The sequence below is a fragment of the Streptomyces sp. NBC_00989 genome, from assembly GCF_045162655.1.
In the GTDB taxonomy this organism is placed as follows: domain Bacteria; phylum Actinomycetota; class Actinomycetes; order Streptomycetales; family Streptomycetaceae; genus Streptomyces.
Window position 1 is genome coordinate 8,926,836 of record NZ_CP108728.1, and the last position, 23,292, is coordinate 8,950,127.

A 23,292-nucleotide genomic window follows, 5' to 3' on the forward strand; every position below is an offset into this window, starting at 1 on the left:
GCCGTCAGAGGCAACGAAGCCCTTGGGAGGCCCCGTGTCCCGCACCGCCCCGCGTATCTGCCCCCTGTGCGAAGCCACCTGCGGGCTGACGCTGACCATCGAGGGCACCCGGGTGACCGGCGCCCGAGGTGATCGCGACGACGTGTTCAGCCGGGGGTTCATCTGTCCCAAGGGCGCCTCCTTCGGCGCTGTCGACAGTGACCCCGACCGGCTGCGCGGCCCCCTCGTGCGCCGGGACGGCGAGCTGCGCGAGGCCACCTGGGAGGAGGCGTTCGACGCGGTCGCGGCAGGCCTGCGCCCGGTCGTCGAGCGGTACGGCCCGCACGCCGTCGGTGTCGTCCTCGGCAACCCCAACGTGCACACGATGGCCGGCGCCCTCTACCCGACCGTCCTGCTCGGCACCCTCGGCACCCGCAGCGTCTTCACCGCGTCCACGGTCGACCAGATGCCCAAACACGTCTCCTGCGGCCTGCTCTACGGCGACGCCAACGCGATCCCGGTACCGGACCTCGACCACACCGACCATCTGCTCCTCATCGGCGCCAACCCCCTTGAGTCCAACGGGAGTCTGTGCACCGCCCCCGACTTCCCCGGCAAGCTCAAGGCGCTCAAGGCCCGCGGCGGCACCCTCACCGTGATCGACCCGCGCCGCACCCGCACCGCCAAACTCGCCGACCGCCACATCGCGGTCCGCCCCGGCGGCGACGCCCTGCTCCTCGCCGCGATGACGTACGTCCTCTTCGACGAACACCTCGTGGACCTGGGGGAGTTGGCCCCGCACGTGGAGGGCGTCGAGGAACTCCGCTCGGCCGTACGGGACTTCACCCCCGAGGCTGTCGCGGGCGCCTGTGACGTGGACGCCGACGAGATCCGTACCCTCGCCCGCGAGCTCGCCGCGGCCCCAACTGCCGCCGTGTACGGCCGTATCGGCAGCTGTACCGTCCCGCACGGCACCCTGGCCAGCTGGCTCGTCGATGTCCTCAACATCCTCACCGGCAACCTCGACCGGCCCGGCGGTGCCCTCTTCCCGCAGGCCGCCACCGACCGGACACCCCGGCCCGCCGGACCCGGCCGCGGGTTCGCGCTCGGGCGCTGGCGCTCGCGGGTGAGCCAACACCCGGAGGCGAAGGGCGAGTTGCCGCTCTCCGCGCTCGCCGAGGAGATCGACACCGCGACCGCCGAGGGCGAACCGATCCGCGCGCTGATCGCCGTCGCCGCCAACCCCGTGCTCTCCGCACCGGACGGCGCCCGCCTCGACAAGGCCCTCGACTCACTGGACTTCATGGTGAGCGTCGACCCGTACCTCAACGAGACCGCGCGCCACGCAGACGTGGTCCTGCCGCCGCCCCCGCCGTCCCAAAGCCCGCACCACGACTTCGCGTTCAACACCCTCGCCGTCCGCAACCAGGTCCGCTACACCCGCCCCGCGATCCCGCTGGAGCCCGGCCGGATGGCCGAGACCGAGATCCTGGCCCGGCTGATCCTCGCCGCGAGCGGCATGCACGGCACCGACCCGGCCGCCGTCGACGCGATGGTCATCGACCAGGCCCTCGGCAAGGCCGTCACGGACCCCAACTCGCCCGTCCACGGCCGCGATCCGCACGAGGTCGCCGCCCAACTCACCGGTGACACCGGCCCCGAGCGACGGCTGGACATGATGCTGCGCCTGGGCCCGTACGGCGACGGCTTCGGCGTACGACCCGACGGGCTGTCGTTGGAGAAACTCCTCGCACACCCGCACGGCATCGACCTGGGCCCGCTCGCCTCCCGCCTGCCGCAGCCGCTCAAGACCCGCAGCGGAAAGATCGAACTGCTGCCGCAGCCGATCGTCGACGACCTGCCCCGGCTCCGGCAGGCGATGAGCGACCGAGCCGACGGGCTCGTCCTCGTCGGCCGCCGCCATCTGCGCTCCAACAACAGCTGGATGCACAACGTGCCCGCCCTCACCGGCGGCACCAACCGCTGCACCCTGCACATCCACCCCGACGACGCCGAGCGCCTCGGCGTGGTCGACGGAGCGCCGGTCCGGGTGAAGGGCGCCGGGGGAGAGGTGACCGCCCCCGCCGAGATCACGGACGGACTGCGGCGCGGCGTCGTGAGCCTTCCGCACGGCTGGGGACACGACCGTCCCGGCACCCGGCTCAGCCACGCCGCCACCGATCCGGGCGTCAACGTGAACCAGCTGCTCGACGGCAGTCAGCTCGACCCGCTGTCGGGCAACGCGGTGCTCAACGGAGTGCCCGTGGAGGTCGCCGCACTCACCACACCGCTGTGACCTGGACTTCTGCGCTTATTGCTCGCGCGTCAACATCTTGTTAACGCAGCTTTGCGCGACCTAACGTCGTCGGACCGCCGTCCCTGGTGGGAGTTCAAAGGCGAACGTTAGGTGTTCCACTCATGCTGACCATCCTCGGCTTCACCATGATCGCGACCTTCCTGGTCCTGATCATGCTGAAGAAGATGTCGCCGATCGCGGCGCTCGTGCTGATACCGGCGCTGTTCTGCGTCTTCGTCGGAAAGGGCGGCAAGCTCGGCGACTACGTCATCGACGGCGTCACCAGCCTCGCGCCCACCGCGGCGATGCTCATGTTCGCGATCGTCTACTTCGGTGTGATGATCGACGTGGGTCTCTTCGACCCGATCGTGCGAGGGATCCTCAAGTTCTGCAAGGCGGATCCGCTGCGCATCGTCGTCGGTACGGCGGTCCTCGCCGCGATCGTCTCCCTGGACGGCGACGGCTCGACCACCTTCATGATCACGGTCTCGGCGATGTACCCGCTGTACAAACGCCTGAAGATGAGTCTGGTCGTGATGACGGGTGTCGCCGCGATGGCCAACGGCGTGATGAACACGCTCCCTTGAGGCGGCCCCACCGCCCGCGCCGCGACCGCCCTCAAGGTCAGCGCCAGCGACATCTTCGTCCCGATGATCCCGGCGCTCGCCGTGGGCATGCTGGCGGTCCTCGTCCTCTCGTACGTCCTCGGCCGCCGCGAGCGCAAGCGGCTCGGCGTGCTGACGCTGGACGAGGTGCTGGTGGAGGAGCCGCAGACCGAGACGGTGCTCGTCGGTACCGGCGCCGGGGACGGCGACAAGCAGGCGCGGAACGGCGGTTCGGGTTCCGGAACCGACGCGGACGCCGAACTCCCCGACGAGGACGAGGGGTTCCAGGGCCTCGACCCCGACCGCCCCACCCTGCGTCCCAAGCTCTACTGGTTCAACGCGCTCCTCACGGTCACCCTGCTCACCGCCATGATCATGGAGTGGCTGCCGATCCCGGTCCTCTTCCTGCTCGGCGCCGCCCTCGCCCTGACCGTCAACTTCCCCCACATGCCCGACCAGAAGGCCCGCCTCGGCGCCCACGCGGAGAACGTCCTCAACGTCTCCGGCATGGTCTTCGCCGCCGCCGTCTTCACCGGCGTGCTCCAGGGCACCGGCATGGTCGACCACATGGCCACCTGGCTGGTCGACAACATCCCCGACGGCATGGGCCCGCACATGGCCTTCGTCACCGGCGTGCTCAGCATCCCGCTCACGTACTTCATGTCGAACGACGGCTTCTACTTCGGCATCGTCCCGGTGCTCGCCGAGGCCGGAAACGCCCACGGCGTCTCGACCCTGGAGATCGCCCGCGCCTCGCTCGTCGGCCAACCGCTGCACATGTCCAGCCCGTTGGTGCCCGCCGTGTACGTCCTGGTCGGCATGGCCAAGGTCGAGTTCGGCGACCACACCAGGTTCGTCGTCAAGTGGGCCGCCCTGACATCGCTCGTCGTCCTCGGGGCAGGAATCCTCTTCGGCATCATCTGACCCGGCATCATCCGACCCACGGGACAAGGGACTTCGTCATGGCGCCCGGCAGGAACCGCGGCTGGCTGCTCCGCCTCGTCATCGCCTTCAGCTTCACGCAGGGGGCGGTGTCGATGGCCCGCCCCGCCGTGTCCTACCGGGCCCTCGCGCTCGGCGCGGACGAGCGGGCGATCGGCGTCATCGCGGGCGTGTACGCGCTGCTCCCGCTGTTCGCCGCCGTACCGCTCGGCCGCCGCACCGACCACGGCCGCTGCGCGCCCCTGCTGCCCGTCGGCGTGGTCCTGATCTCCGGCGGCTGCGCACTGAGCGGACTGGCCGACTCCCTCTGGGCGATGGCGATGTGGAGCGGGGTGATGGGCCTGGGCCACCTCTGCTTCGTGATCGGCGCCCAGTCGCTCGTCGCCCGCCAGTCCGCCCCGCACGAACAGGACCGCAACTTCGGCCACTTCACCATCGGCGCCTCTCTCGGCCAGCTTATCGGTCCCATCGCCGCGGGCGCCCTGATCGGCGGCTCCGACATGGCGGGCACCAGCGCGCTCGCCCTCCTCGTCGCGGGCGCGGGCGCCGCCGTGTCGTTCACGTCGCTGTGGCGCATCGAGGATCGTACGACCGTCAAGTCCCGTACGGAACAAGGCGACCGCGTGCCCATGCGCGGCATCCTGGGCGCCCGGGGCGTACCCGCCGGTATCTTCATCAGCCTCTCCGTGCTGTCCGCGACCGACATCCTCACCGCCTACCTCCCGGTGGTCGGCGAGCACCGGGGCATCGCGCCCTCCGTGATCGGCGTCCTGCTCAGCATCCGCGCGGCGGCCACCATCGCGTGCCGCCTGGTCCTGACCCCGCTGCTCCAACTGCTAGGCCGGGCCGCGCTGTTGACCGCGACCTGTCTTCTGGCGGGCGTCCTGTGCGCGGGCATCGCACTGCCGCTCCCGGTCTGGGCCATCGGCCTGATGCTCGCGATCCTGGGCTTCTGCCTGGGAGTCGGCCAGCCCCTCTCCATGACGACGGTCGTCCAGGCCGCCCCCGACGACGCCCGCTCCACCGCCCTCGCCCTACGGCTCACCGGCAACCGCCTCGGCCAGGTCGCCGCGCCCGCCGGCGCCGGTCTCGTCGCCGGAGTCGCGGGCGTGGCCGCGCCGTTCGTGATGCTCGGCGCGCTGCTGGTGCTGTCGGCGGGGGTCGCGCTGCGCTCACCGGGCGGATCGTCCGAGGGGCGGGCGGCTTCCGGCGGGGTGCGGCGGGCCGGTCCGACCTTGAGCCGGAAGAGCGATATCTAGGGATATCTGACGGCGCGTACGGCGCTGCGCGCACGTTCGACGGGCCGGACGTGAAAGGGAATCAGGTTAAGGAGTAATTCGTACGATAATCACCTGATTCGGAGGGTCGTTCATGCCGACCTCATTCCTGCCCCGTAGAGCCGCCGCCTGGGCGGTTCTCGCCGCCGCGGCGACCGTCGTCTGCGGTGCGCCCGCCGCCGTCGCCGCCCCCGGTGACAACGGAGACGTCAAGATCCACGAGGTGGGCACGCCCTTCACCGACCAGCGCAACCAGCCGAAGGTCTGCGACTTCTACCTCGACGCGTTCAACTTCGACACGGTCCAAGAGGTCACCTGGTCCATCGAGACCCAGCCGTCGATCCCGGGCGGCGCGACCCGTTCCGGCTCCATCACGCTCACGACCGGAACCGGCCACACCATGCCCGTCGCGCAGTTGCCGAACGGCATGTACAAGCTGACCTGGAACTTCGTCGGCGAGAACGGCGCGGGCAAGCACAAGGTCTTCCAGGTCGACTGCCCGTCGTCGCCCGGCGGCACCACCGGCGGCCCGGGCGGCACCGGTGGAGGTACGGGCGGAGGCACGGGCGGTCCCAACGGCGGTCCGCCCGCCGGTGGCGGCGGGCTGGCCCGGGACGCGGCCCTGTCCCCGCTCGCGGGTGCCGCGGCGGTGGGCCTGACCGCGGTCGGCGGGGTGGTCTGGTTCCGGCTGCGTCGCCGTCCCCACGGCGCGTCCTGAGCGGATGCGATGAACTCCAGCAACGCCCCGCGCCCCACGGGGGCGCGGGGCGCTGACACCGTCCGCCGACCCCTCACGGACGGTCAGGGGCCCCCTGGTCGTACCGCCCGCAGGGCGCCGGCCCGCGCTGCCGCCCGCGTGGTGCGGAGCAGCCGACCCTGGCATCGGACGCGCGCCTACCGGCTCACGCGGACCCTCGTGCTGGCCGTCGTGGTGATGGTCGGCGGTGCCCGGTGCGCCGGCGGCGCGGACACCTCCGACCCGGTCCGGGCGGCTCCGTCGGCCAAGGACACCTCCGGTCCGGCCCGGGCTGCTCCGGCGACCCCGGACCACCGCACGGACGCGCGCGGCGGCCAACCGCCGTCCCCCGCACACCCCGTGGCCCGCCGCGGTGGACCGACACCCCCGCCTTCGGCACACCCCGTCGCCCGCCCCGTCCGCCCTGCACCCCCACCCCGCCCCCACACCCTCCCGCGCTCCCGCGCGACCGTCCTCGCCATCCCTTATCTCGACGTCGACGCCCCGGTCATGCCCCTCCGCCTCGGCCACGACCGCCGGATGCCCGCGCCACCCGACGACGACCCGAAACGGGTGGGCTGGTACGCGGACGGGCCCTCCCCGGGCGAGCAGGGCACCGCCGTCGCCGTCGGACACCTCGACACCATGACCGGTCCCGCCGTCTTCGCCGGCCTCGACGAACTGAAGCCCGGCCGCCTGATCGAGGTCGGACGTGCCGACGGCCGGACCGCCGTCTACGCGGTCGACGCGGTGAAGACGTACGAGAAGGCGCACTTCCCCGACCGGGAGGTGTACGGAGCCCGGGGCCGCCCCGAGTTGCGGCTCATCACCTGCGGTGGCAGCTACGACCGCAGGACCGGCTACGCGAGCAACACCGTCGTCTTCGCCCATCTCGCCGAGATCCGGGAGCGCGCCCGAACTGGCTGAAGATGACCGTCCGTTTTCTCACCACCCGGACCGACACGCCCGATCCCGTCCGGTCTCTTCCCCCGGGTGCGCACATTCCGTTAGCTTCCGTGACTCACAAGCCTCGTACGACCCGTACGAGGTGTCCGGATCGCGGAGCACCATCGCCCAAGTGAGCCCCCGGGGGCACTCGTCATGACACGCGCCATCTCCCTGCACGACGTGAGCAAGGCCTACGCGCGAGGCGTCCGGGTGGTGGACCGGCTGTCGCTGGACATCGCGCCGGGGGAGTTCCTCGTCCTGCTCGGGCCGTCCGGGTGCGGCAAGTCGACCGTGCTGAGAATGATCGCCGGCCTGGAGCAGATCGACGAGGGCGTGTTGAGACTCGACGGCGAGTACTCCAACGAACTCGCGCCGTCCGAACGGGACATGGCGATGGTGTTCCAGAACTTCGCCCTCTACCCGAGCATGACCAGCCGCGACAACATCGGCTTCCCGCTGCGCATCGAGACCCCCGGCGAGGACCCGCGCGCCCGCGTGGACGCCACCGCCCGCATGCTGGGCATCGAGGACCTCCTGGAACGCTTCCCCAGCCAGCTCTCCGGCGGCGAACGCCAGCGCGTCGCCATGGGCCGGGCCATCGCCCGCCACCCCTCCGCGTTCCTCATGGACGAACCGCTCTCCAACCTCGACGCGAAACTCCGCAACCACCTGCGCGCCGAAATCTCCTCCCTCACCCGCAAGTTGGGCGTCACCACGGTCTACGTCACCCACGACCAGGCCGAGGCCATGTCGCTCGGCGACCGGGTCGCCGTCCTGCGCGGCGGAGTCCTCCAGCAGGTCGGCACCCCACGCTCGGTGTACGCGCTGCCCCGCAACGTCTTCGTCGCCGCCTTCATCGGCACCCCGCGCATCAACCTCCTGCGCGGCCTGGTCCGGGCCCCGTTGGACGGCGCGATGACCATCAGCCTCGGCAAGCAGTACCTCCGGCTGCCCGAACCCCTGTGCCTGGACCACCAGTTGCTCCGCGTCCAGCAGGGCCGCGAGGTCATCGTCGGCCTGCGCTCCGAGGCCGTGCGCATAGCCAAGCCCGCCGCCGCCCGCGCCGGCGAGGTGGCCATCAGCGGCCTCGTCGAGCACGTCGAGTTCCAGGGCCACGAGGTCCTCGTCCACTTCAACACCGGCTCCCGGCCCGCCGTCGTGCCGGAGTTGGAGGCCCCGCGCCCCGCCCGGCCGGTCCGCCGCCGCCGGCGCGACGGCGGTGTCCTGGACCGGCTGCGTGGACGCGCGGGCGCGCTGCGCACCGGACCGGTCGTCACCCTGGACCACGCGGCCGACGCCGAAACCGACCTCGTACCGCCCGAGGGCCGCCTCCCCGGCGACCTCGTCGTCCGCACCACCCCCGACATCGAACTCCGCCACGGCATGCAGGTCCCGCTCCTCGTCGACATCGCCCACCTGTTCGTCTTCGACCAGCACGGCGAACGGATCTCCCCGGCCCCGGCGCGGCTGCCCGACCTGGACGAGTGACGCCCGGTACGGATAGGTGCATGAACGTGCACTTCACCCGAAACCGGGCAGCCCTCGTGATCGCCGGCCTCCTCCTGACCGCGGCCGCCCCCACCGCCTACGCGAGCCTCGACACGGAAACCGCTCCCGCGCCGACGCGCGGAACGCCGTACGTCGAGACGCAGCTCTTCTTCGGCACCGAGCGGCCGGACGGTGGACCGGCCGTCAGCGACCGGCAGTTCATGGCCTTCGTCGACAAGGAGGTCACGCCGGACTTTCCGGACGGGCTCACCGTGCAGGACGGGCGCGGGCAGTGGCGGGACGCGAACGGTCGGATCGAGAAGGAGCGGTCGTACGAACTGATCCTGCTGTACCCGGTGACGGCGGCGGGTGCGAACGACCGGAAGATCGAGGAGGTCCGGCGGGCGTACGAGAAGGCCTTCGGGCAGGAGGCGGTGGGGCGGGTGGACGACCGGACCCGGGCCGATTTCTGAGGTGCCCGCACCCAGGCGTCCGCGGTCTCCGCGCGTCTGTGACCGAGGGTCCCTGGCGCCGGAAAACTAACATCGCTAGTTTGTGGGGCGGACGACGTAGTCACGCCCGGGAGGCAGCACGATGAAGGCACACGACGGCATGTACATCGACGGCGCCTGGCGCCCCGCCGCGAGCGGGGAGACCATCGACGTGGTGAACCCGGTCGACGAGCAGGTGATCGACCGCGTCCCGGCCGGCACCGCCGCCGACGTCGACACCGCCGTACGAGCCGCCCGTGCCGCCCTCCCGGGCTGGGCCGCGACCCCGCCCGCGGAACGGGCCGCCCGACTCGCCGCGCTGCGGGACGTGTTGGTGACCCGCAAGGACGAGATCGCCGAGACGGTCACCGCCGAACTGGGCTCGCCGCTCGCCTTCTCGCAGGCCGTCCACGCGGGCGTACCGATCGCGGTCGCGGGCTCCTACGCCGAACTCGCCGCGAGCCACGCCTTCGAGGAGAAGGTCGGCAACTCGACGGTCTACCAGGAACCCATCGGCGTGGTCGGCGCGATCACCCCCTGGAACTACCCCCTCCACCAGATCGTCGCCAAGGTCGCCCCCGCCATCGCGGCGGGCTGCACGGTGGTGCTCAAACCCGCCGAAGACACCCCGCTCACCGCCCAGTTGTTCGCCGAGGCCGTCGACGAGGCGGGCATCCCGGCCGGTGTCTTCAACCTCGTCACCGGCCTCGGCCCGATCGCGGGCCAGGCCCTCGCCGAGCACCCGGGCGTCGACCTCGTCTCCTTCACCGGCTCCACGGCCGTGGGCCGCCAGATCGGCGCCACGGCAGGCGCCGCCGTGAAGAAGGTCGCCCTGGAGCTGGGCGGCAAGTCCGCCAACGTCATCCTCCCGAGCGCCGACCTCGCCAAGGCCGTCAACGTCGGCGTCGCCAACGTGATGTCCAACTCCGGCCAGACATGCAGCGCCTGGACCCGCATGCTGGTCCACCGCGACCAGTACGACGAGGCCGTGGAACTGGCCGCGACCGCCGCCGCCAAGTACGGCGACCGCATCGGCCCGGTCGTGAACGCCAAACAGCGGGCGAGGGTGCGGAGTTACATCGAGCAGGGGGTCGCGGAGGGCGCGAGGCTGGTGGCGGGCGGCCCCGAATCCCCATCCACGCAGGGCTACTTCATCACCCCGACCGTCTTCGCCGACGTCACGCCCGACATGACGATCGCCCAGGAGGAGATCTTCGGCCCGGTCCTCTCCATCCTCCGCTACGACGACGAGGACGACGCCGTCCGCATCGCCAACGGCACGGTCTACGGCCTCGCGGGCGCGGTGTGGGCCGGCGAGGAGGCCGAAGCGGTCGCGTTCGCGCGGAGGTTGGAGACCGGGCAGGTGGACATCAACGGCGGACGGTTCAACCCCCGTGCCCCGTTCGGGGGTTACAAGCAGTCGGGCGTGGGCCGGGAACTCGGCGCGCACGGGCTGTCCGAGTACCTCCAGACCAAGTCCCTTCAGTTCTAGACCCCTCAGGAGGCCTCACATGGTTCGCGCCGCCGTACTGCCCGCCGTGGGCGCTCCGCTGGAGATCGCCGAGATCGACCTCCCGGACCCCGGCCCCGGCCAGGTCCGCATCCGCCTCGCCGCCGCCGGGGTCTGCCACTCCGATCTGTCCCTGACCAACGGCACCATGCGGGTGCCGGTCCCGGCGGTCCTCGGCCACGAGGGCGCGGGCACGGTCGTAGCCGTAGGAGAGGGCGTCACCCACGTCTCGCCCGGCGCCCCGGTCATCCTCAACTGGGCCCCGTCCTGCGGTACTTGCCACGCCTGCACGCTGGGCGAGGTCTGGCTCTGCGCCAACGCCCTCAACGGCGCCGCCGACGTCTACGCCCACCGCGGCTCCGACGGCAGCGACCTCCACCCCGGCCTGAACGTGGCCGCGTTCGCCGAGGAGACGGTCGTAGCGGCGTCCTGTGTCCTGCCCCTCCCGGAGGGCATCCCCCTCACCGACGCGGCCCTCCTCGGCTGCGCGGTCCTCACCGGCTACGGCGCGATCCACCACTCGGCGCGGGTCCGGGAGGGCGAGACGGTCGCGGTGTTCGGCGTCGGGGGAGTCGGCCTGGCCACCCTCCAGTCGGCCCGGATCGCGGGCGCCACGACGATCGTCGCCGTCGACGTCTCCCCGGAGAAGGAGGCGTTGGCCCGCGCGGCCGGGGCGACGGACTACGTGGTCGCCTCCGAGAACACGGCCCGGGAGATCCGCGCCCTCACGGGAAAGCAGGGCGTCGACGTAGCCGTGGAGTGCGTGGGCCGCGCGGTCACCATCCGCACCGCCTGGGAGTCCACCCGCCGAGGCGGCCGCACCACGGTCGTCGGCATCGGCGGCAAGGACCAGCAGGTCACCTTCAACGCCCTCGAACTCTTCCACTGGGGACGGACGTTGAGCGGCTGCGTCTACGGCAACTCCGACCCGGCGAAGGACGTGCCGGTGCTCGCCGAACACGTCCGGGCCGGACGCCTGGACCTGGGCGCGCTGGTGACGGAACGGATCGCGCTGGACGGGATCCCGGCGGCGTTCGAGAACATGGTGGCGGGGAAGGGCGGCCGGGCGCTGGTCATCTTCTGAGGGCGGCCGGGGCGCCGGTCACTTCCTGACCGGCGCTTCCTCGGGCGGCTCCGCCACGACCACCGGAGTCGCCCCCGCACCCTTCTCCGCACCCGTCCCCACCGCCCGCGCCCGGGACCGCGACACCGCCACGCCCGCCAGACACAGCACCCCGCCCGCCAGCGTGAGCAGCCCCGGCACCTCGCCGAGCACCAGCCACGACATCAGGACGACCAGCGCGGGCACCGCGTACGTGGTCGCGCCCATCTTGCTGGCGGTCGTCCGGGCGAGGGCGTAGGCCCAGGTGGTGAAGGCGAGGGCGGTCGGGAAGACGCCCAGGTAGACCATGTTGAGGGTGGCGGAGACGGGCGCGTCGCCGGCCTGCTCGACAAGCTGCCCGGCGAACGGCAGACACAGCACCGCCCCGACGAGACACCCGAACGTCGTCACCTGGAGCGCGCTCGCCCGGGCGAGGGCCGGTTTCTGGGCGACGACCCCACCGGCGTACGCGACCGCCGCGAGCAGACACAGCGCCACACCGAGTACGGACGAACCGCCGTCGCCCGACATCGACAGCCCCACGGTCACCGCACCGGCGAACGACACCGCCATCCCCGCGAGCAGCCGCGGCGGCATCGCGTCACCGAGCAGCCGGGAGCCGAGCAGGGCGATGAGGATCGGCCCGATGTTCACGACGAGGGCGGCGGTACCGGCGTCGACCTGCTGCTCGCCCCAGTTCAGGACGACCATGTAGAACCCGAACCACAGCACGCCCGAGATGGCGATCCCCCGCCAGGCGGACCGCGGCGGCACCCCTTCCCGCCGCACGAGGGCGATCACGCCCAGCGCCAGCGCCCCGCTCGCCAGCCGCCCCAGCGCCAGCGCGCCCGGCGAGTAGGCGGACCCCGCACTCCGGATGGACACGAACGCGGAGGCCCACAGCAGGACGGTGACGACAGCGGCTGCGGCGGCTGCCCGTTCGGTACGGAGGAGGGGTTTCGTCATGTCCCGAGGCTAGGCGGCGACGGGTGCGCGGAGCCAGCGGAAATCGGACGCCACGTTCGGGGTGCCGGAAAAATGCCTACGGGGTTAGATTTATTGCCAATGAGGCTTGACGTCGGCTCGGTCGGCGCGGCAGAGTCCGGCACACGTGCCGACAGCCCGACAGGTGAGGACGGTCCGATGAGCCACCACTCCGTACCGAGGCAAGTGCACCGCCTGTGGTCGACCGAGCACGAGCCCGTGCTGGAGGTCGAGGACGGCGACACCGTGTCGTTCGACCTCACCGAGGCCACGGACGGACAGTTCGACACGACGTCGACCGTCGGGGCGGTAGCCGGCTTCGACTGGGACCGCGTCTACCCACTCGCCGGCCCGATCATGGTCAGGGGCGCAGAACCGGGCGATGTCCTGGAGGTGGAGTTCCTGGAACTCCGGTCGGTCGACTGGGGCTGGACGGCCGTACTCCCCGGACTCGGCCTGCTCACCGAGGACTTCCCCGACGCACACCTCCACCTCTGGGACCTGACCACCGGAGACACGACCAACTTCCTGGACGTGGCGGACATCCCGATCCGCCCCTTCTGCGGGGTAGCTGGGGTCTGCCCGGACGTCACCGAACCCCAAAGCGTCCTGCCCCCGGGCCACTTCGGCGGCAACGTCGACTGCAAGGACCTGGTCGTCGGCACCAAGCTCTACCTCCCGGTCCAGGTCCCCGGTGCCCGCCTCAGCCTCGGCGATCCCCATGCGGCCCAGGGCGACGGCGAGTTGTGCGTCAGCGCGATCGAGGCGTCCCTGTCGGGCGCGGCCCGCATCCGCCTGCACAAGGACCGGCGAATACCGGCGCCCCAATTCGAGACGACGGGCCCCCTCCGCCCGGACACCGACCGGGCCGGCCATTACGCCACGATGGGCGTGGCCCCCGACCTCATGCGGGCGGCCCAGGACGCGACCCGAGCCATGATCGACCACCTCGGCACCCGCTACGGCCTCGCCCCGATCGACGCCTACGTCCTGTGCAGCGTCGCCGTAGACCTGAGAATCACCGAGGTGGTGGACGCCCCCAACTGGATAGTCACGGCCCAGCTACCCAAGGCGATCCTCCGCGCACGATGAAAACAAGGGGCGCGTTACTTTTTTTAGGGGCGCGGGGCTGTGTCTATTTGCGGCTCCGTCGCGTGCGCGACCAGCCGCGACGGGCCGCCACGAGACAGACGACGGAACCTAACCGGCACGCCGCATCCCCTCGAACTGCCCGGCCAACCCATCCAGCAACGCGGCAAGCCCCACCTCGAACGCCCGCTCGTCGACCTTCTCCTGCTGCTCGGCAAGAAGATGCGCCTGCCCAAGATGCGGATAGTCAGCGGGGTCGTACGCACTCTCGTCGTCCACGAACCCCCCAGCGAACGACCCCAACGCGGACCCCATGATGAAGTACCGCATCAACGCCCCGATGGACGTGGCCTGAGCCGCAGGCCACCCCGCGTCAATCATCGCGCCGTACACGGCATCGGCAAGCCGCAACCCGGCCGGACGGCGTCCCGGCCCGGTCGCGAGCACCGGCACGATGTTCGGATGGTCACGGAGCGCGGACCGGTACGACACGGCCCAGTCATGCAGCGCCGTACGCCAGTCCCGTCCGTCCGAGAACATCGACAGATCGACCTGCGCGCTCACCGAGTCCGCGACGGCCTCCAGAATCTGGTCCTTCGTGCGGAAGTGGTTGTAGAGCGAGGGTCCGCTCACCCCCAGCTCCGCGGCGAGCCGACGCGTGGAGACGGCCGCCAACCCCTCCGCGTCCACCAGCACGCGGGCCGTCTCGACGATCCGGTCGGTGCTGAGGAGGGGCTTGCGCGGTCGGGCCATGGCGCACATAGTAGGGCTGCGAGAGTCAAACTAGCAGTGCTAATTTAAATGTGCAGCAATCGCTGTACGGCCTTTCACTTGGGGTGACGCGCGATGAACCTGGGACTGAGCGAGGAGCAGGAGGCCGTACGGCGGCTCGCCAAGGACTTCGTGGACCGCGAGATCGCCCCGCACGTGATCGCCTGGGACCGGGCCGAAGAGGTCGACCGCTCGATCGTGAAGAAGCTCGGCCAGGTCGGCTTCCTGGGACTGACCATCGACGAGGAGTACGGCGGCTCGGGCGGCGACCATCTCGCGTACTGCCTGGTCACCGAGGAACTCGGGCGCGGGGACTCCTCCGTGCGCGGGATCGTGTCCGTGTCGCTGGGGCTCGTCGCCAAGTCGATCGCCGGCTGGGGGAGTGAGGAGCAGAAGCGCCGCTGGCTGCCGGGGCTCACCTCCGGCGAGTACGTGGGCTGCTTCGGGCTCACCGAACCCGGCACCGGTTCCGACGCCGGCAACCTCACCACCCGTGCGGTCCGCGACGGCGACGACTACGTCGTCAACGGCACCAAGATGTTCATCACGAACGGCAGTTGGGCCGACGTCGTACTCCTCTTCGCGCGCTCGACCGACGCCCCGGGACACAAGGGCGTTTCCGCCTTCCTCGTGCCGACCGACACCCCAGGCCTGACCCGCCGCACCATCCACGGCAAGCTCGGTCTGCGCGGTCAGGCCACCGCCGAACTCGTCCTGGAGGACGTCCGTGTCCCCGCCTCCGCGATGCTCGCCCCCGAGGGCAAGGGTTTCGCGGTCGCCATGTCGGCGCTGGCGAAGGGGCGGATGTCGGTCGCGGCGGGCTGCGTCGGCATCGCTCAGGCCGCGCTCGACGTGGCCGTCCGCTACGCCGGTGAGCGCGAGCAGTTCGGCAAGCCCATCGCGCAGCACCAGCTCGTCCAGGAACTGATCAGCGACATCGCCGTCGACGTGGACGCGGCCCGCCTGCTGACCTGGCGGGTCGCCGACCTGATCGACCGGGGCCTGCCCTTCGCCACCGAGTCCTCCAAGGCCAAGCTTTTCGCCTCGGAGGCGGCCGTCCGCGCCGCGAACAACGCGCTCCAGGTTTTCGGCGGCTACGGCTACATCGACGAGTACCCGGCGGGCAAGCTGCTGCGCGACGCCCGCGTGATGACCCTCTACGAGGGCACCAGCCAGATCCAGAAACTGCTCATCGGGCGGGCGCTGACGGGCGTTTCGGCGTTCTGAGACGGGGGTCCCTCCCGGAGAAGGTCCTTTCTGAGTACGTGAGTTGAGTATCCGCGCGGATGTGGCGAGGCCCACGTCCGCCGCATCGTGGACCCATGAGTGACACACCGGTCAAGCAGCAGACCACGGCCGCCTATCACGGCCAGGCCGTCGCCTCTTTCGCGATCGCCCTGGCGGCGACCGCCATCGGCATCTTCCAGCTCGACGCCGACACCTGGGTACGGGCCTTTCTCGGCATCGCCGTCCTCTACTTGGTCACCTCCGCCTTCACGCTCGCCAAGGTGGTCCGCGACCGCCAGGAGGTCGGCCAGATCGTCAGCCGGGTCGACCAGGCCAGGCTGGAGAAGCTCCTCGCCGAGCACGACCCCTTCGAAAAGCTCTGAGCGGGCAGACTAAGCGCTCGCTCAGGTTCGGCGGTATGGTGGAGCCCATGCCATCGAGGGGCATCGAGAGGGGTTCACGAGCGATGAGTACGGCGGAGGAGACCACCGCGGGCGACCCGCAGGCCTGGGCGGAGGTCACGCCCGACGCGGCCCGGCGACTGCTGATCGCCGCAGTGGAGGCCTTCGCCGAGCGCGGCTACCACGCGACGACCACCCGGGACATCGCAGGCCGTGCCGGGATGAGCCCGGCCGCGCTCTACATCCACTACAAGACCAAGGAAGAGCTGCTCCACCGCATCAGCAGGATCGGCCACGAGAAGGCCCTGGACATCCTGCGCACGGCGGCGGGGCGCGAGGGCAGCGCCGCCGAGCGGCTCGCCGACGCCGTCAGCTCCTTCGTGCGCTGGCACGCGGGCGGGCGCACCACCGCGCGGGTCGTGCAGTACGAACTGGACTCGCTCGGCCCGGACGCCCGCGCCGAGATCCTCGCGCTGCGCCGGCAGGTCGACGCCGAGGTGCGCGGGATCGTCGAGGACGGGGTCGCGGACGGCTCCTTCGACGTGCCGGACGTGAAGGGCACGACCCTCGCGATCCTGTCGCTGTGCATCGACGTGGCCCGCTGGTTCAGCCTCGACGGCCCCCGGACGCCCGACGAGGTCGGTGCGCTGTACGCCGACCTCGTGCTGCGGATGGTGGGGTCCAAGTAGCCGTAGAACCAGGGGTGTTGGTTCTACGGCAACGGCGTCAGAGGTGTCAGAGGTAGTAGCGGGACACCGACTCGGCCACGCACACCGGCTTGTCGCCGCCCTCGCGCTCCACGGTGAAGGCGACTGTCACCTGGACGCCGCCCGGTACGTCGTCGACGCCGGAGATCTTCGCGGTGGCGCGCAGCCGGGAGTCGACCGGCACCGGGGCGGGGAAACGGACCTTGTTCGTCCCGTAGTTGACGCCCATCTTCACGCCCTCGACCTTGATCAGCTGCGGTCCGAAGAGCGGGAGCAGCGACAGGGTGAGGTAGCCGTGCGCGATGGTCGTCTTGAACGGTCCGGCCGCTGCCTTCTCCGGGTCGATGTGGATCCACTGGTGGTCGCCCGTCGCGTCCGCGAACAGGTCGATCCGCTTCTGGTCGATCTCCAGCCAGTCGGTGTGCCCCAACTGCTCACCGACCGCCGCCCGCAGGTCGTCGACGGAGGTGAAGATCCTCGGCTCTGCCATGTCCTGTCCCGGCCTCTCGCGTCATCCAGCGTCATCGCATACCTAAGCAACTGCTTAGCATGGTCGGATGCGGGGCCGCTGTCAACGGACCGCGGGTGTGACGCGATGGGTAGGCTCTGACAGGTGCCTCAGATCCCCGAGAAGATCCACGAGCTGACGGTCGGCCAACTCGCCGCACGCAGCGGAGCCGCCGTCTCCGCCCTGCACTTCTACGAGGCCAAGGGCCTGATCGGCAGCAGCCGCACCACGGGCAACCAGCGCCGGTACACCCGCGACACCCTGCGCCGGGTCGCCTTCGTGCGGGCCGCCCAGCGCGTCGGCATCCCGCTGGCCACCATCCGCGAGGCGCTCGCCGAACTCCCCGAGGAGCGCACCCCGACCCGCGAGGACTGGGCCCGCCTCTCCGAGGCCTGGCGCTCCGAACTCGACGAACGCATCAAGCAGCTCAACCGCCTCCGCGACCACCTCACCGACTGCATCGGCTGCGGCTGTCTGTCCCTGTCGGCCTGCGTCCTGTCCAACCCGGACGACGTGGTCGGCGAACGCGGCGCGGGTTCACGCCTGATGACGGAGCCGAGGGAACGCGCGCCCCGGGGCAGGTGGACGGGCGCCGGCCCCGAGGCGCGCGGCTGAGGGCGACGCGGTGGGGCGTCACTCGTACTCGGTGCCGCCCTTCCGCGTCAGATACGCCGGGCTGACGGCCTTGGCGATCGCCCGTCCACCGGTCACCGCGCTGTACCGCTCCGTCGCCGGACGGATCACGACCCCCTCCCGCAGATGCAGCCCCCGCCCCGACAGGGTCTCCCGCCCGCTCGCGACCTCCAGCACCCGCTCGATGTCGTACGGCCCCTCGTACAGCCGTGGCACCAACGGCAGCTCCCCGTCGAGCAGTTCGGCCAGTTCGGCCGCTTCCAGCCAGCGGACGACACCGTCGATCTCCGCGGACACGTCGAACACGGCGTACCCGAGCGTCTCGCGGCGCCCGTCCGCGCCGTACGTCAGGTCCTGCACGCCCGCGCCGTACACCTCGCCGAAGATCCCGACCCGGCGCGCGCCGAGCCGCTCGGCGAGCCGGGCGGCGGCCTCGGGGACACCGTGGCCGCGGACGGCCCGCCAGTACAGATTGCGCGGATCCTCTTTCAGGGCGAGGGACTTGGCGCCGAAGCCCTTCGAGGAGACCTGTACGCGACCACCCTCGGCCTCGGCCTCGCCCTCGTTCTCGTTGTCGGCGAAGTAGGTCAACAGGCAGGCGGAGCCGTGCAGTTTCTCGGTCAGGACCACAGCCTCGCCCGGTTCGAAGATGCCGGGAAACCGCTGGATGTTCTCGATGTCGACCCAGGGCAGCAGATCGGGCGCGGACTCGACGTCACCGTTCATCGTGGGCGGGATCGGCGGCACCCACTTGACGATGCCGAGCCGCTCCGCGAAGTCGGTACCGTCCAGGGCGGCCCGGGCCAGATCGACGTCCGCGAGGGCCTCCGGCCGGCACACGATGCCCTGCGACAGCTCACCGCGCAGCCGCACCGCCCTGACCCGGTCCGCGTTGCTCCCCGCGAGGCGCCCGGTGAGGCCCAACTCCTCGATCAGTCCGGCCGGGAGCACGGACTGCTCGGGGATGTAGACGGCGGTCTCACCGGTGCGGAACGCGCCCTTGGCGACGACGGCTCGATACAGGCCGACCTGGGCCAGTTCGAGGGCGTCGGCGTTCGGGTGTTCATGGACGGTCAGCACTTCGGCGGTGACGCGCAGCGTCGACATCGGGACTCCTCGGGTTCCTCAGTTGGGTTTCATCGCCCTCAACTGTCCTGATGGGAAAGGGGTGGAGCGACCGATTATGCGGCTGCTAGCTTCGGGATCCATGCCCCTGTCGCCGGCGCTCACCACCGCCCTCGCTGATATCGACACGGTTTTCAACGGTTTCGCGAGTCCGGGGGAGACCGGCTGCGGCTTCTGTCACGTGCCCGAGGAGACCGCGTATCTGCGCACGCCGTACACCCGCGTGCCGCTGGACGTGGTGCGGTACTACCTCTTCGAGGTGCCCGACCACTTCGAGGACCACCCGGCCGCGATGCGACGCCTGCTGCCGCAGGCCGCACGGGCGATGGCCGAGGGCACCCTGGGCTCGATCGGCTACGGCGCCCATGGGCTGAGCCGGGTGGACTGGCGTTCCTGGCCGGCCGACCAGGCCACCGCGATCGAGGACTTCCTGCACGCCTGGTGGCAGGACACCCTCACCTTGCCCGAGCCGCCCTACGCCATCGACGACACCTTCGAGACCTGCGTCACGATCGCCGGAACCGTGACTCCGTTCCTGGACGGGTGGGTCCGGAACCCCGTCGCGGACGCACACCTGGCGCGCTGCGCCGTCACCTGGCTCTACGACCTGCTGTCCGACTCCTCCCCGTTCTGGTGGTGGTCCGACGAGGGCGAGGACTCCGGCGTGGCGGATCTCCGCATCTGGCTGTCCGGCCCCGGTGCCGTCCGCCTCCATGCCCAGGGCGAGGCCGACCTCGCCGTACAGGCCGAACTCCTCGCCCTGCCCTACGACGAGCGCTGGGCCCACCCGTACTGGACCAGCCCCTCGGCGACCAACTGAGCGTTGGACACCGCCCGTTGCCCGTCCGGCAGGAACAACGTGTCCTCCAGGCCGATGCGCGTCGCGAGCCCGAGCCGCCCCGCGAGCCGGAGCACCGGCCAGGCGCCGCCTTCCTCGCCGTGCAGCAGCACCGGACGGCCGTGACCGGTGTCGAGGTCGGTGAGAAGCGCACGCGCGGACGCCTCGGCGGTGTCCGCATCCGGGTCCGTCACCTCCGCCAGGACGCGCAGCACCTTCGCGCGGAGCGGTGAGACGGCGAACCGGGCGGCGCCCTCCGTGCCCGACCAGATGCCCGCCTCCACACCGACGCCCCGGTCCAGCAGGGCCGCCGCGACCTCCTCGGCACCCGGCTCGTGCCAGTTGACCGAGGCGTGGTCGGGCAGCACCGTCCACCCGCGCACCCGCTCCACCCGTGCCACAGGCGACGGTTCGGCCCAGGCGCCCGTGGTCACACCGACCGGCACGGACACCCGCGCCCGTATCGCGTCCAGCGTCACCGCGAGGACGCGCGGCGACAACGTGTCCCCTCCGCAAGGGGACTTGGGATGGAGGTGGACATCCGTGGCCCCCGCCGCGACAGCCTCCACCGCGGCATCGGCCAACGCCCCGGGCGAGACCGGTACCATCCAGCCGTCGGCGACCCCACGGGCCCCGTTGAGACAGACCTGCACCATGCCTCGATGGTGCCACCGGCCACTGACAACCGGTCTCTCAGCCCAACCTCCTTGTCCTGCCCCTCATCCCCACACCCAGCGGATCCCCACCCGACAGGGCCCCGCGCCCAACGCCACCGCATGCACCGACCCCGACGCGTCCACCCGGAGCCGTTGCTCGCGTGGTCGCCCGGCGCGGGGATAGGGGTCGAGGCCGTTCGTGCGGAAGGAGTAACACGTGCGCGGCAACGCCTCCTTGGCGAAGCGGACCTCCAGGAGGTGTTCGCGCATCGGCACGTGGATCGTGGTCTCGGCGCGCTGCGAGTACGGGCGTGGGTCGCGGTGCTCGACCGTGTAGTCGACGATCACGGTCTCGCCGCGCGCCAGCGGGCGGTCGAAGAGCAACTCGGCCGCCACCAGGCCCTCTTGGGGGAGTTCCAGGACCGTGCCGAGCCGGGCCGGTGCCGCCAGGCGGAAGTGGGGCAAGGGGCCCGGCGCGTCGAGGCGGTACAGGGCGATCCAGCGGTCCGCGCCGTCCACCTCGGCGCGCAGCAGACGGCGGCTGGTCATCGACCGCACCCGGCGATCGGCGCCCACGTCCACCCGGTTGTGGCAGCTGAGCCGGGTCAGGCTGTCGTCCCAGCGGGTGTCCAGCGCGGCGAGGGCGGCGGTGAGGTCGTGGTGGTCCGACCAGGCCCGGGCGAGATCGGGGTGGTCGCCGTCCGGCGGGAGCCACCGCCCCCTCGGCCGGGGCGGGCCGAGCAGGCCGGTCAGCGCGCCGGGCGGCAGCCGTAGGACGTCTTCCAGTACGGCGAGCGCCGCCAACGACCGTTCCCGTTCGGGCTGGTAGCGGCCGGACTGCCAGGAGCTGAGCGTCGCCGACGCCACCGGGGTGCCGCGGCGCAGCAGCCGGTCCTGGAGCCGGTCCAGGCTGAGGCCGCTGGCCGCGATGGCCGCGCGCAACGCCTCGTGGAACGGCATCGTCCCGGGTCCGGAGGGCGCGTACTCCGGTCTGGAGGGCGGCGCGTTCTCCGGTGTGGACGTCACGTACCCCGGTCTGGAAGTCACGTACCCCAGCTCAAGTCACGGTGGCTGTGGGGCGGAAGACCGTTGCCCTGAAGTTTGGTCAGTCTTGCCCGGCGATTGATCAACCTTGAACGAACCTGTGAGATTTCCCGGGTGTTGCGCCGCCAATTCCCGCAAGACTGAAGGGCTTTGTCCGTCTTGCCATGCCCATGAAGCCTCGCGGAAGCTGCTGTGCACTGCCGTCACGGCAGCCCCCCACCCCTCGAATGACGGAGAGTCATGTCCGCGAGATCTTCCGCCGGGTTCGTACTCGTCACCGCCGCCGCCCTCACCGCCGCCCTCGCCACCCCCGCGCTCGCGGCCGCCCCGAGCGCCGCGCACACCCCGGCCCAGCTCACCCAGGCCATAGCGAGCCACGAGAGCCACACGCTGCACGGGCTCGCGAAGCCCGGCAAGGTCAACGCCACCGTCTCGTCCACCAACTGGTCCGGCTACGCGGCCACCGGCGCGACCGGCGCGTACACCTCGGTCACCTCGTCCTGGACCCAGCCGAGCGTCAGCTGTGGCTCGGCGACCACGTACTCCTCGTTCTGGGTCGGCCTCGACGGGTACAGCAACTCCGCGCTGGAGCAGACCGGTACGGAGGCCGACTGCATCGGCGGCAAGGCGACCTACGGCGCCTGGTGGGAGGTGCTGCCCGCCTCCGAGAGCGCGTACTCCGGCGTCACGGTCAAGGGCGGCGACAAGTTCACCGCGACGGTGACCTACTCCGGCTCCACCTTCACCATGACCCTCGCCGACTCCACCGAGGGCTGGACGAAGACGACCACGCACGCCGGCTCGTCCGGCTTCAAGAACGCCTCCGCCGAGGTCATCGCCGAGGCACCCGAGGTCGGCGGCTCGGTCGCGAGCCTCGCCAACTTCGGCACCGTGAACTTCACCGGCGCCAAGGCCGACGGCAGCAACCTCGACACCTTCTCGCCGAACGAGATCGTCATGACCAAGAGCAGCAGCTCGGCCGTACGGGCCCAGCCGGGCTCGATCTCCGGCGGGAGTTTCTCCGACGCCTGGAAGGCCAACTGACGCCTGCGGCAAACCTGTTGCGCACCGCTTCGGGGCTGTCGACGGAACGCCGTCGGCAGCCTCCGCCGTTGCACCGGCAAGCGCAAACCGGTTGGGCCGACCCGGGTCGGCCCGAGCCGAATGAGGGGGTGCGGCATCCCCGGCGCACCCCTGGCGCCCTTCTTCGATTCGCCCGGTTCAGGCCGACATGAGCAGCCGTCCGCGCCTGGCGTACGCCAGGGCCTCGGGCGTGAGCACCGGACGCGGCACGACGATGCCGCAGTCCGTGCAGACCGGGCCCGAGGAGGGTTCGTGGGCCAGGTCGTACCTCCACAGGAGGCGCTCCCCGGCGCACACCGGGCACACGGAACCCGGTTCGCGCTCCAGGGCGGCGATCAGCCGTCGCAGCACCTCGGCCAGTGGTTCATGGGGGTGGAGGCGTGGGTCGTCGCACCAGGCGACGCCGAAGCCGCCCCAGGTCAGCCGGTGCCAGTCGTCCACGGTGCCCGGGCGGCGGAGCCCGTCGTGCTTCTCCTTCTTGCGGCGTTCGGCGAACCCGGCCTCGTAGGCGAGCCAGACCTTGCGCGCTTCCTCCAGCTCGTCCAGTGCGGCCACGAGCCGCGCCGGGTCGGGGGAGCGGTCCTCGGGTCCGAACCCGGCCCGGGAGCTCAAGTGGTCCCAGGTCGCCCTGTGTCCATAAGGGGCGAACCGCTCAAGGCACTTGCGCAGCGAGTAGCGCCGCAGCGCCAGATCGCACCGAGGGTCTCGCACCTGTCTCGCCAGACTCCGGAAACCGGCCATCGCCCTGCACCTCCGTCACACCTGCACCTGTACTTCGGTCACCTCGGCGTCGTCGTACGGACGTCGCCGAATAGACGTATCGACAAGCGATTTGGCTCCATCCGATTTCCG

The 23,292-nt window shown here is 71.2% G+C and carries 22 protein-coding genes and 1 pseudogene; 16 read left to right on the forward strand and 7 right to left on the reverse strand.

Annotation, left to right across the window (positions count from 1 at the left end):
* The first annotated feature begins 34 nt into the window (after positions 1 to 34).
* The 9 genes and pseudogenes from OG714_RS40095 (at position 35) to OG714_RS40135 (ending at position 11,356) form a co-directional block, all read left to right on the forward strand.
* Positions 35 to 2,275: a molybdopterin oxidoreductase family protein gene (locus tag OG714_RS40095; protein WP_406128495.1), complete on the forward strand. Its 2,241-nt coding sequence runs from the start codon at positions 35 to 37 to the stop codon at positions 2,273 to 2,275.
* 122 nt (positions 2,276 to 2,397) lie between these two features.
* A pseudogene (locus tag OG714_RS40100) lies at positions 2,398 to 3,804 on the forward strand (CitMHS family transporter).
* A 38-nt stretch (positions 3,805 to 3,842) separates the two neighbouring features.
* Complete coding sequence (locus OG714_RS40105) at positions 3,843 to 5,081, forward strand: MFS transporter (RefSeq protein ID WP_406128497.1); 1,239 nt, start codon at positions 3,843 to 3,845, stop codon at positions 5,079 to 5,081.
* A 112-nt stretch (positions 5,082 to 5,193) separates the two neighbouring features.
* Positions 5,194 to 5,817, forward strand: coding sequence for a hypothetical protein (locus tag OG714_RS40110; RefSeq protein ID WP_406128498.1), 624 nt, complete (start codon positions 5,194 to 5,196; stop codon positions 5,815 to 5,817).
* Positions 5,818 to 5,826: 9 nt separating this feature from the next.
* Positions 5,827 to 6,762 (forward strand): class F sortase, encoded by a 936-nt coding sequence (locus tag OG714_RS40115; protein ID WP_406128500.1) that lies wholly within the window; start codon positions 5,827 to 5,829, stop codon positions 6,760 to 6,762.
* Between the two features lie 174 nt (positions 6,763 to 6,936).
* Positions 6,937 to 8,271 carry an ABC transporter ATP-binding protein gene (locus OG714_RS40120; protein WP_406128502.1) on the forward strand — a complete coding sequence of 445 codons (1,335 nt, stop codon included), beginning with the start codon at positions 6,937 to 6,939 and terminating at the stop codon, positions 8,269 to 8,271.
* Positions 8,272 to 8,291: 20 nt separating this feature from the next.
* Complete coding sequence (locus tag OG714_RS40125; RefSeq protein ID WP_406128504.1) at positions 8,292 to 8,744, forward strand: DUF3574 domain-containing protein; 453 nt, start codon at positions 8,292 to 8,294, stop codon at positions 8,742 to 8,744.
* A 121-nt stretch (positions 8,745 to 8,865) separates the two neighbouring features.
* Positions 8,866 to 10,254, forward strand: coding sequence for an aldehyde dehydrogenase family protein (locus OG714_RS40130; RefSeq protein WP_406128506.1), 1,389 nt, complete (start codon positions 8,866 to 8,868; stop codon positions 10,252 to 10,254).
* 19 nt (positions 10,255 to 10,273) lie between these two features.
* Positions 10,274 to 11,356 (forward strand): Zn-dependent alcohol dehydrogenase, encoded by a 1,083-nt coding sequence (locus OG714_RS40135; protein WP_406128507.1) that lies wholly within the window; start codon positions 10,274 to 10,276, stop codon positions 11,354 to 11,356.
* An 18-nt stretch (positions 11,357 to 11,374) separates the two neighbouring features.
* On the opposite strand, the gene OG714_RS40140 is transcribed toward OG714_RS40135, so the two are convergent.
* Positions 11,375 to 12,340 carry a DMT family transporter gene (locus tag OG714_RS40140; RefSeq protein ID WP_406128509.1) on the reverse strand — a complete coding sequence of 322 codons (966 nt, stop codon included), beginning with the start codon at positions 12,338 to 12,340 and terminating at the stop codon, positions 11,375 to 11,377.
* 177 nt (positions 12,341 to 12,517) lie between these two features.
* Between OG714_RS40140 and OG714_RS40145 the strand changes: the two genes are divergently transcribed.
* Positions 12,518 to 13,450, forward strand: a complete 933-nt coding sequence (locus OG714_RS40145) for an acetamidase/formamidase family protein (RefSeq protein WP_406128511.1) — start codon at positions 12,518 to 12,520, stop codon at positions 13,448 to 13,450.
* 108 nt (positions 13,451 to 13,558) lie between these two features.
* Here OG714_RS40145 and OG714_RS40150 read toward each other — a convergent pair whose 3' ends face one another.
* Positions 13,559 to 14,200 (reverse strand): TetR/AcrR family transcriptional regulator, encoded by a 642-nt coding sequence (locus OG714_RS40150; RefSeq protein WP_406128513.1) that lies wholly within the window; start codon positions 14,198 to 14,200, stop codon positions 13,559 to 13,561.
* A gap of 93 nt (positions 14,201 to 14,293) precedes the next feature.
* Between OG714_RS40150 and OG714_RS40155 the strand changes: the two genes are divergently transcribed.
* The 3 genes from OG714_RS40155 (at position 14,294) to OG714_RS40165 (ending at position 16,535) form a co-directional block, all read left to right on the forward strand.
* The gene (locus tag OG714_RS40155) at positions 14,294 to 15,445 is read left to right on the forward strand and encodes an acyl-CoA dehydrogenase family protein (RefSeq protein WP_406128515.1); all 1,152 of its coding nucleotides are present in this window, start codon (positions 14,294 to 14,296) and stop codon (positions 15,443 to 15,445) included.
* Positions 15,446 to 15,540: 95 nt separating this feature from the next.
* On the forward strand, positions 15,541 to 15,828 hold the full coding sequence (locus OG714_RS40160; protein ID WP_406128517.1) for a YiaA/YiaB family inner membrane protein: 288 nt from the start codon (positions 15,541 to 15,543) through the stop codon (positions 15,826 to 15,828).
* A gap of 83 nt (positions 15,829 to 15,911) precedes the next feature.
* Complete coding sequence (locus OG714_RS40165) at positions 15,912 to 16,535, forward strand: TetR/AcrR family transcriptional regulator (RefSeq protein WP_043681459.1); 624 nt, start codon at positions 15,912 to 15,914, stop codon at positions 16,533 to 16,535.
* A gap of 46 nt (positions 16,536 to 16,581) precedes the next feature.
* On the opposite strand, the gene OG714_RS40170 is transcribed toward OG714_RS40165, so the two are convergent.
* The gene (locus OG714_RS40170; RefSeq protein WP_406128518.1) at positions 16,582 to 17,043 is read right to left on the reverse strand and encodes a MaoC family dehydratase; all 462 of its coding nucleotides are present in this window, start codon (positions 17,041 to 17,043) and stop codon (positions 16,582 to 16,584) included.
* A 123-nt stretch (positions 17,044 to 17,166) separates the two neighbouring features.
* On the opposite strand from OG714_RS40170, the gene soxR reads away from it, so the two are divergent.
* Complete coding sequence (gene soxR, locus OG714_RS40175) at positions 17,167 to 17,676, forward strand: redox-sensitive transcriptional activator SoxR (protein WP_406128520.1); 510 nt, start codon at positions 17,167 to 17,169, stop codon at positions 17,674 to 17,676.
* A gap of 18 nt (positions 17,677 to 17,694) precedes the next feature.
* On the opposite strand, the gene OG714_RS40180 is transcribed toward soxR, so the two are convergent.
* Positions 17,695 to 18,801: an RNA ligase (ATP) gene (locus tag OG714_RS40180; RefSeq protein WP_406128522.1), complete on the reverse strand. Its 1,107-nt coding sequence runs from the start codon at positions 18,799 to 18,801 to the stop codon at positions 17,695 to 17,697.
* Positions 18,802 to 18,901: 100 nt separating this feature from the next.
* On the opposite strand from OG714_RS40180, the gene OG714_RS40185 reads away from it, so the two are divergent.
* Positions 18,902 to 19,639, forward strand: coding sequence for a hypothetical protein (locus OG714_RS40185; protein WP_406128524.1), 738 nt, complete (start codon positions 18,902 to 18,904; stop codon positions 19,637 to 19,639).
* On the opposite strand, the gene OG714_RS40190 is transcribed toward OG714_RS40185, so the two are convergent.
* Both OG714_RS40190 and OG714_RS40195 read right to left on the reverse strand, forming a co-directional pair.
* Positions 19,585 to 20,313, reverse strand: coding sequence for a 3-keto-5-aminohexanoate cleavage protein (locus OG714_RS40190; RefSeq protein WP_406128526.1), 729 nt, complete (start codon positions 20,311 to 20,313; stop codon positions 19,585 to 19,587). The two genes, OG714_RS40185 and OG714_RS40190, sit on opposite strands and share 55 nt — an antisense overlap.
* A 63-nt stretch (positions 20,314 to 20,376) precedes the next feature.
* Positions 20,377 to 21,339, reverse strand: a complete 963-nt coding sequence (locus OG714_RS40195) for a hypothetical protein (RefSeq protein WP_406128527.1) — start codon at positions 21,337 to 21,339, stop codon at positions 20,377 to 20,379.
* Between the two features lie 258 nt (positions 21,340 to 21,597).
* Here OG714_RS40195 and OG714_RS40200 point away from each other — a divergent pair, with 258 nt between their 5' ends.
* Positions 21,598 to 22,401, forward strand: coding sequence for a G1 family glutamic endopeptidase (locus OG714_RS40200; protein WP_406128529.1), 804 nt, complete (start codon positions 21,598 to 21,600; stop codon positions 22,399 to 22,401).
* Positions 22,402 to 22,578: 177 nt separating this feature from the next.
* Here OG714_RS40200 and OG714_RS40205 read toward each other — a convergent pair whose 3' ends face one another.
* Positions 22,579 to 23,181, reverse strand: a complete 603-nt coding sequence (locus OG714_RS40205) for a hypothetical protein (protein WP_406128531.1) — start codon at positions 23,179 to 23,181, stop codon at positions 22,579 to 22,581.
* Positions 23,182 to 23,292 lie beyond the last annotated feature (111 nt).

Bases quoted from the DNA above. Each gene is read 5' to 3' on its own strand.
- OG714_RS40135 (WP_406128507.1), top strand. From the start codon at position 10,274: ATGGTTCGCGCCGCCGTACTGCCCGCCGTGGGCGCTCCGCTGGAGATC.
- OG714_RS40110 (WP_406128498.1), top strand. From the start codon at position 5,194: ATGCCGACCTCATTCCTGCCCCGTAGAGCCGCCGCCTGGGCGGTTCTC.
- OG714_RS40200 (WP_406128529.1), top strand. From the start codon at position 21,598: ATGTCCGCGAGATCTTCCGCCGGGTTCGTACTCGTCACCGCCGCCGCC.
- OG714_RS40140 (WP_406128509.1), bottom strand. From the start codon at position 12,340: ATGACGAAACCCCTCCTCCGTACCGAACGGGCAGCCGCCGCAGCCGCT.
- OG714_RS40170 (WP_406128518.1), bottom strand. From the start codon at position 17,043: ATGGCAGAGCCGAGGATCTTCACCTCCGTCGACGACCTGCGGGCGGCG.
- OG714_RS40115 (WP_406128500.1), top strand. From the start codon at position 5,827: ATGAACTCCAGCAACGCCCCGCGCCCCACGGGGGCGCGGGGCGCTGAC.
- OG714_RS40155 (WP_406128515.1), top strand. From the start codon at position 14,294: ATGAACCTGGGACTGAGCGAGGAGCAGGAGGCCGTACGGCGGCTCGCC.
- OG714_RS40165 (WP_043681459.1), top strand. From the start codon at position 15,912: ATGAGTACGGCGGAGGAGACCACCGCGGGCGACCCGCAGGCCTGGGCG.
- OG714_RS40120 (WP_406128502.1), top strand. From the start codon at position 6,937: ATGACACGCGCCATCTCCCTGCACGACGTGAGCAAGGCCTACGCGCGA.
- OG714_RS40130 (WP_406128506.1), top strand. From the start codon at position 8,866: ATGAAGGCACACGACGGCATGTACATCGACGGCGCCTGGCGCCCCGCC.
- OG714_RS40185 (WP_406128524.1), top strand. From the start codon at position 18,902: ATGCCCCTGTCGCCGGCGCTCACCACCGCCCTCGCTGATATCGACACG.
- OG714_RS40205 (WP_406128531.1), bottom strand. From the start codon at position 23,181: ATGGCCGGTTTCCGGAGTCTGGCGAGACAGGTGCGAGACCCTCGGTGC.
- OG714_RS40105 (WP_406128497.1), top strand. From the start codon at position 3,843: ATGGCGCCCGGCAGGAACCGCGGCTGGCTGCTCCGCCTCGTCATCGCC.
- OG714_RS40125 (WP_406128504.1), top strand. From the start codon at position 8,292: ATGAACGTGCACTTCACCCGAAACCGGGCAGCCCTCGTGATCGCCGGC.
- OG714_RS40160 (WP_406128517.1), top strand. From the start codon at position 15,541: ATGAGTGACACACCGGTCAAGCAGCAGACCACGGCCGCCTATCACGGC.
- OG714_RS40150 (WP_406128513.1), bottom strand. From the start codon at position 14,200: ATGGCCCGACCGCGCAAGCCCCTCCTCAGCACCGACCGGATCGTCGAG.
- OG714_RS40180 (WP_406128522.1), bottom strand. From the start codon at position 18,801: ATGTCGACGCTGCGCGTCACCGCCGAAGTGCTGACCGTCCATGAACAC.
- OG714_RS40190 (WP_406128526.1), bottom strand. From the start codon at position 20,313: ATGGTGCAGGTCTGTCTCAACGGGGCCCGTGGGGTCGCCGACGGCTGG.
- OG714_RS40145 (WP_406128511.1), top strand. From the start codon at position 12,518: ATGAGCCACCACTCCGTACCGAGGCAAGTGCACCGCCTGTGGTCGACC.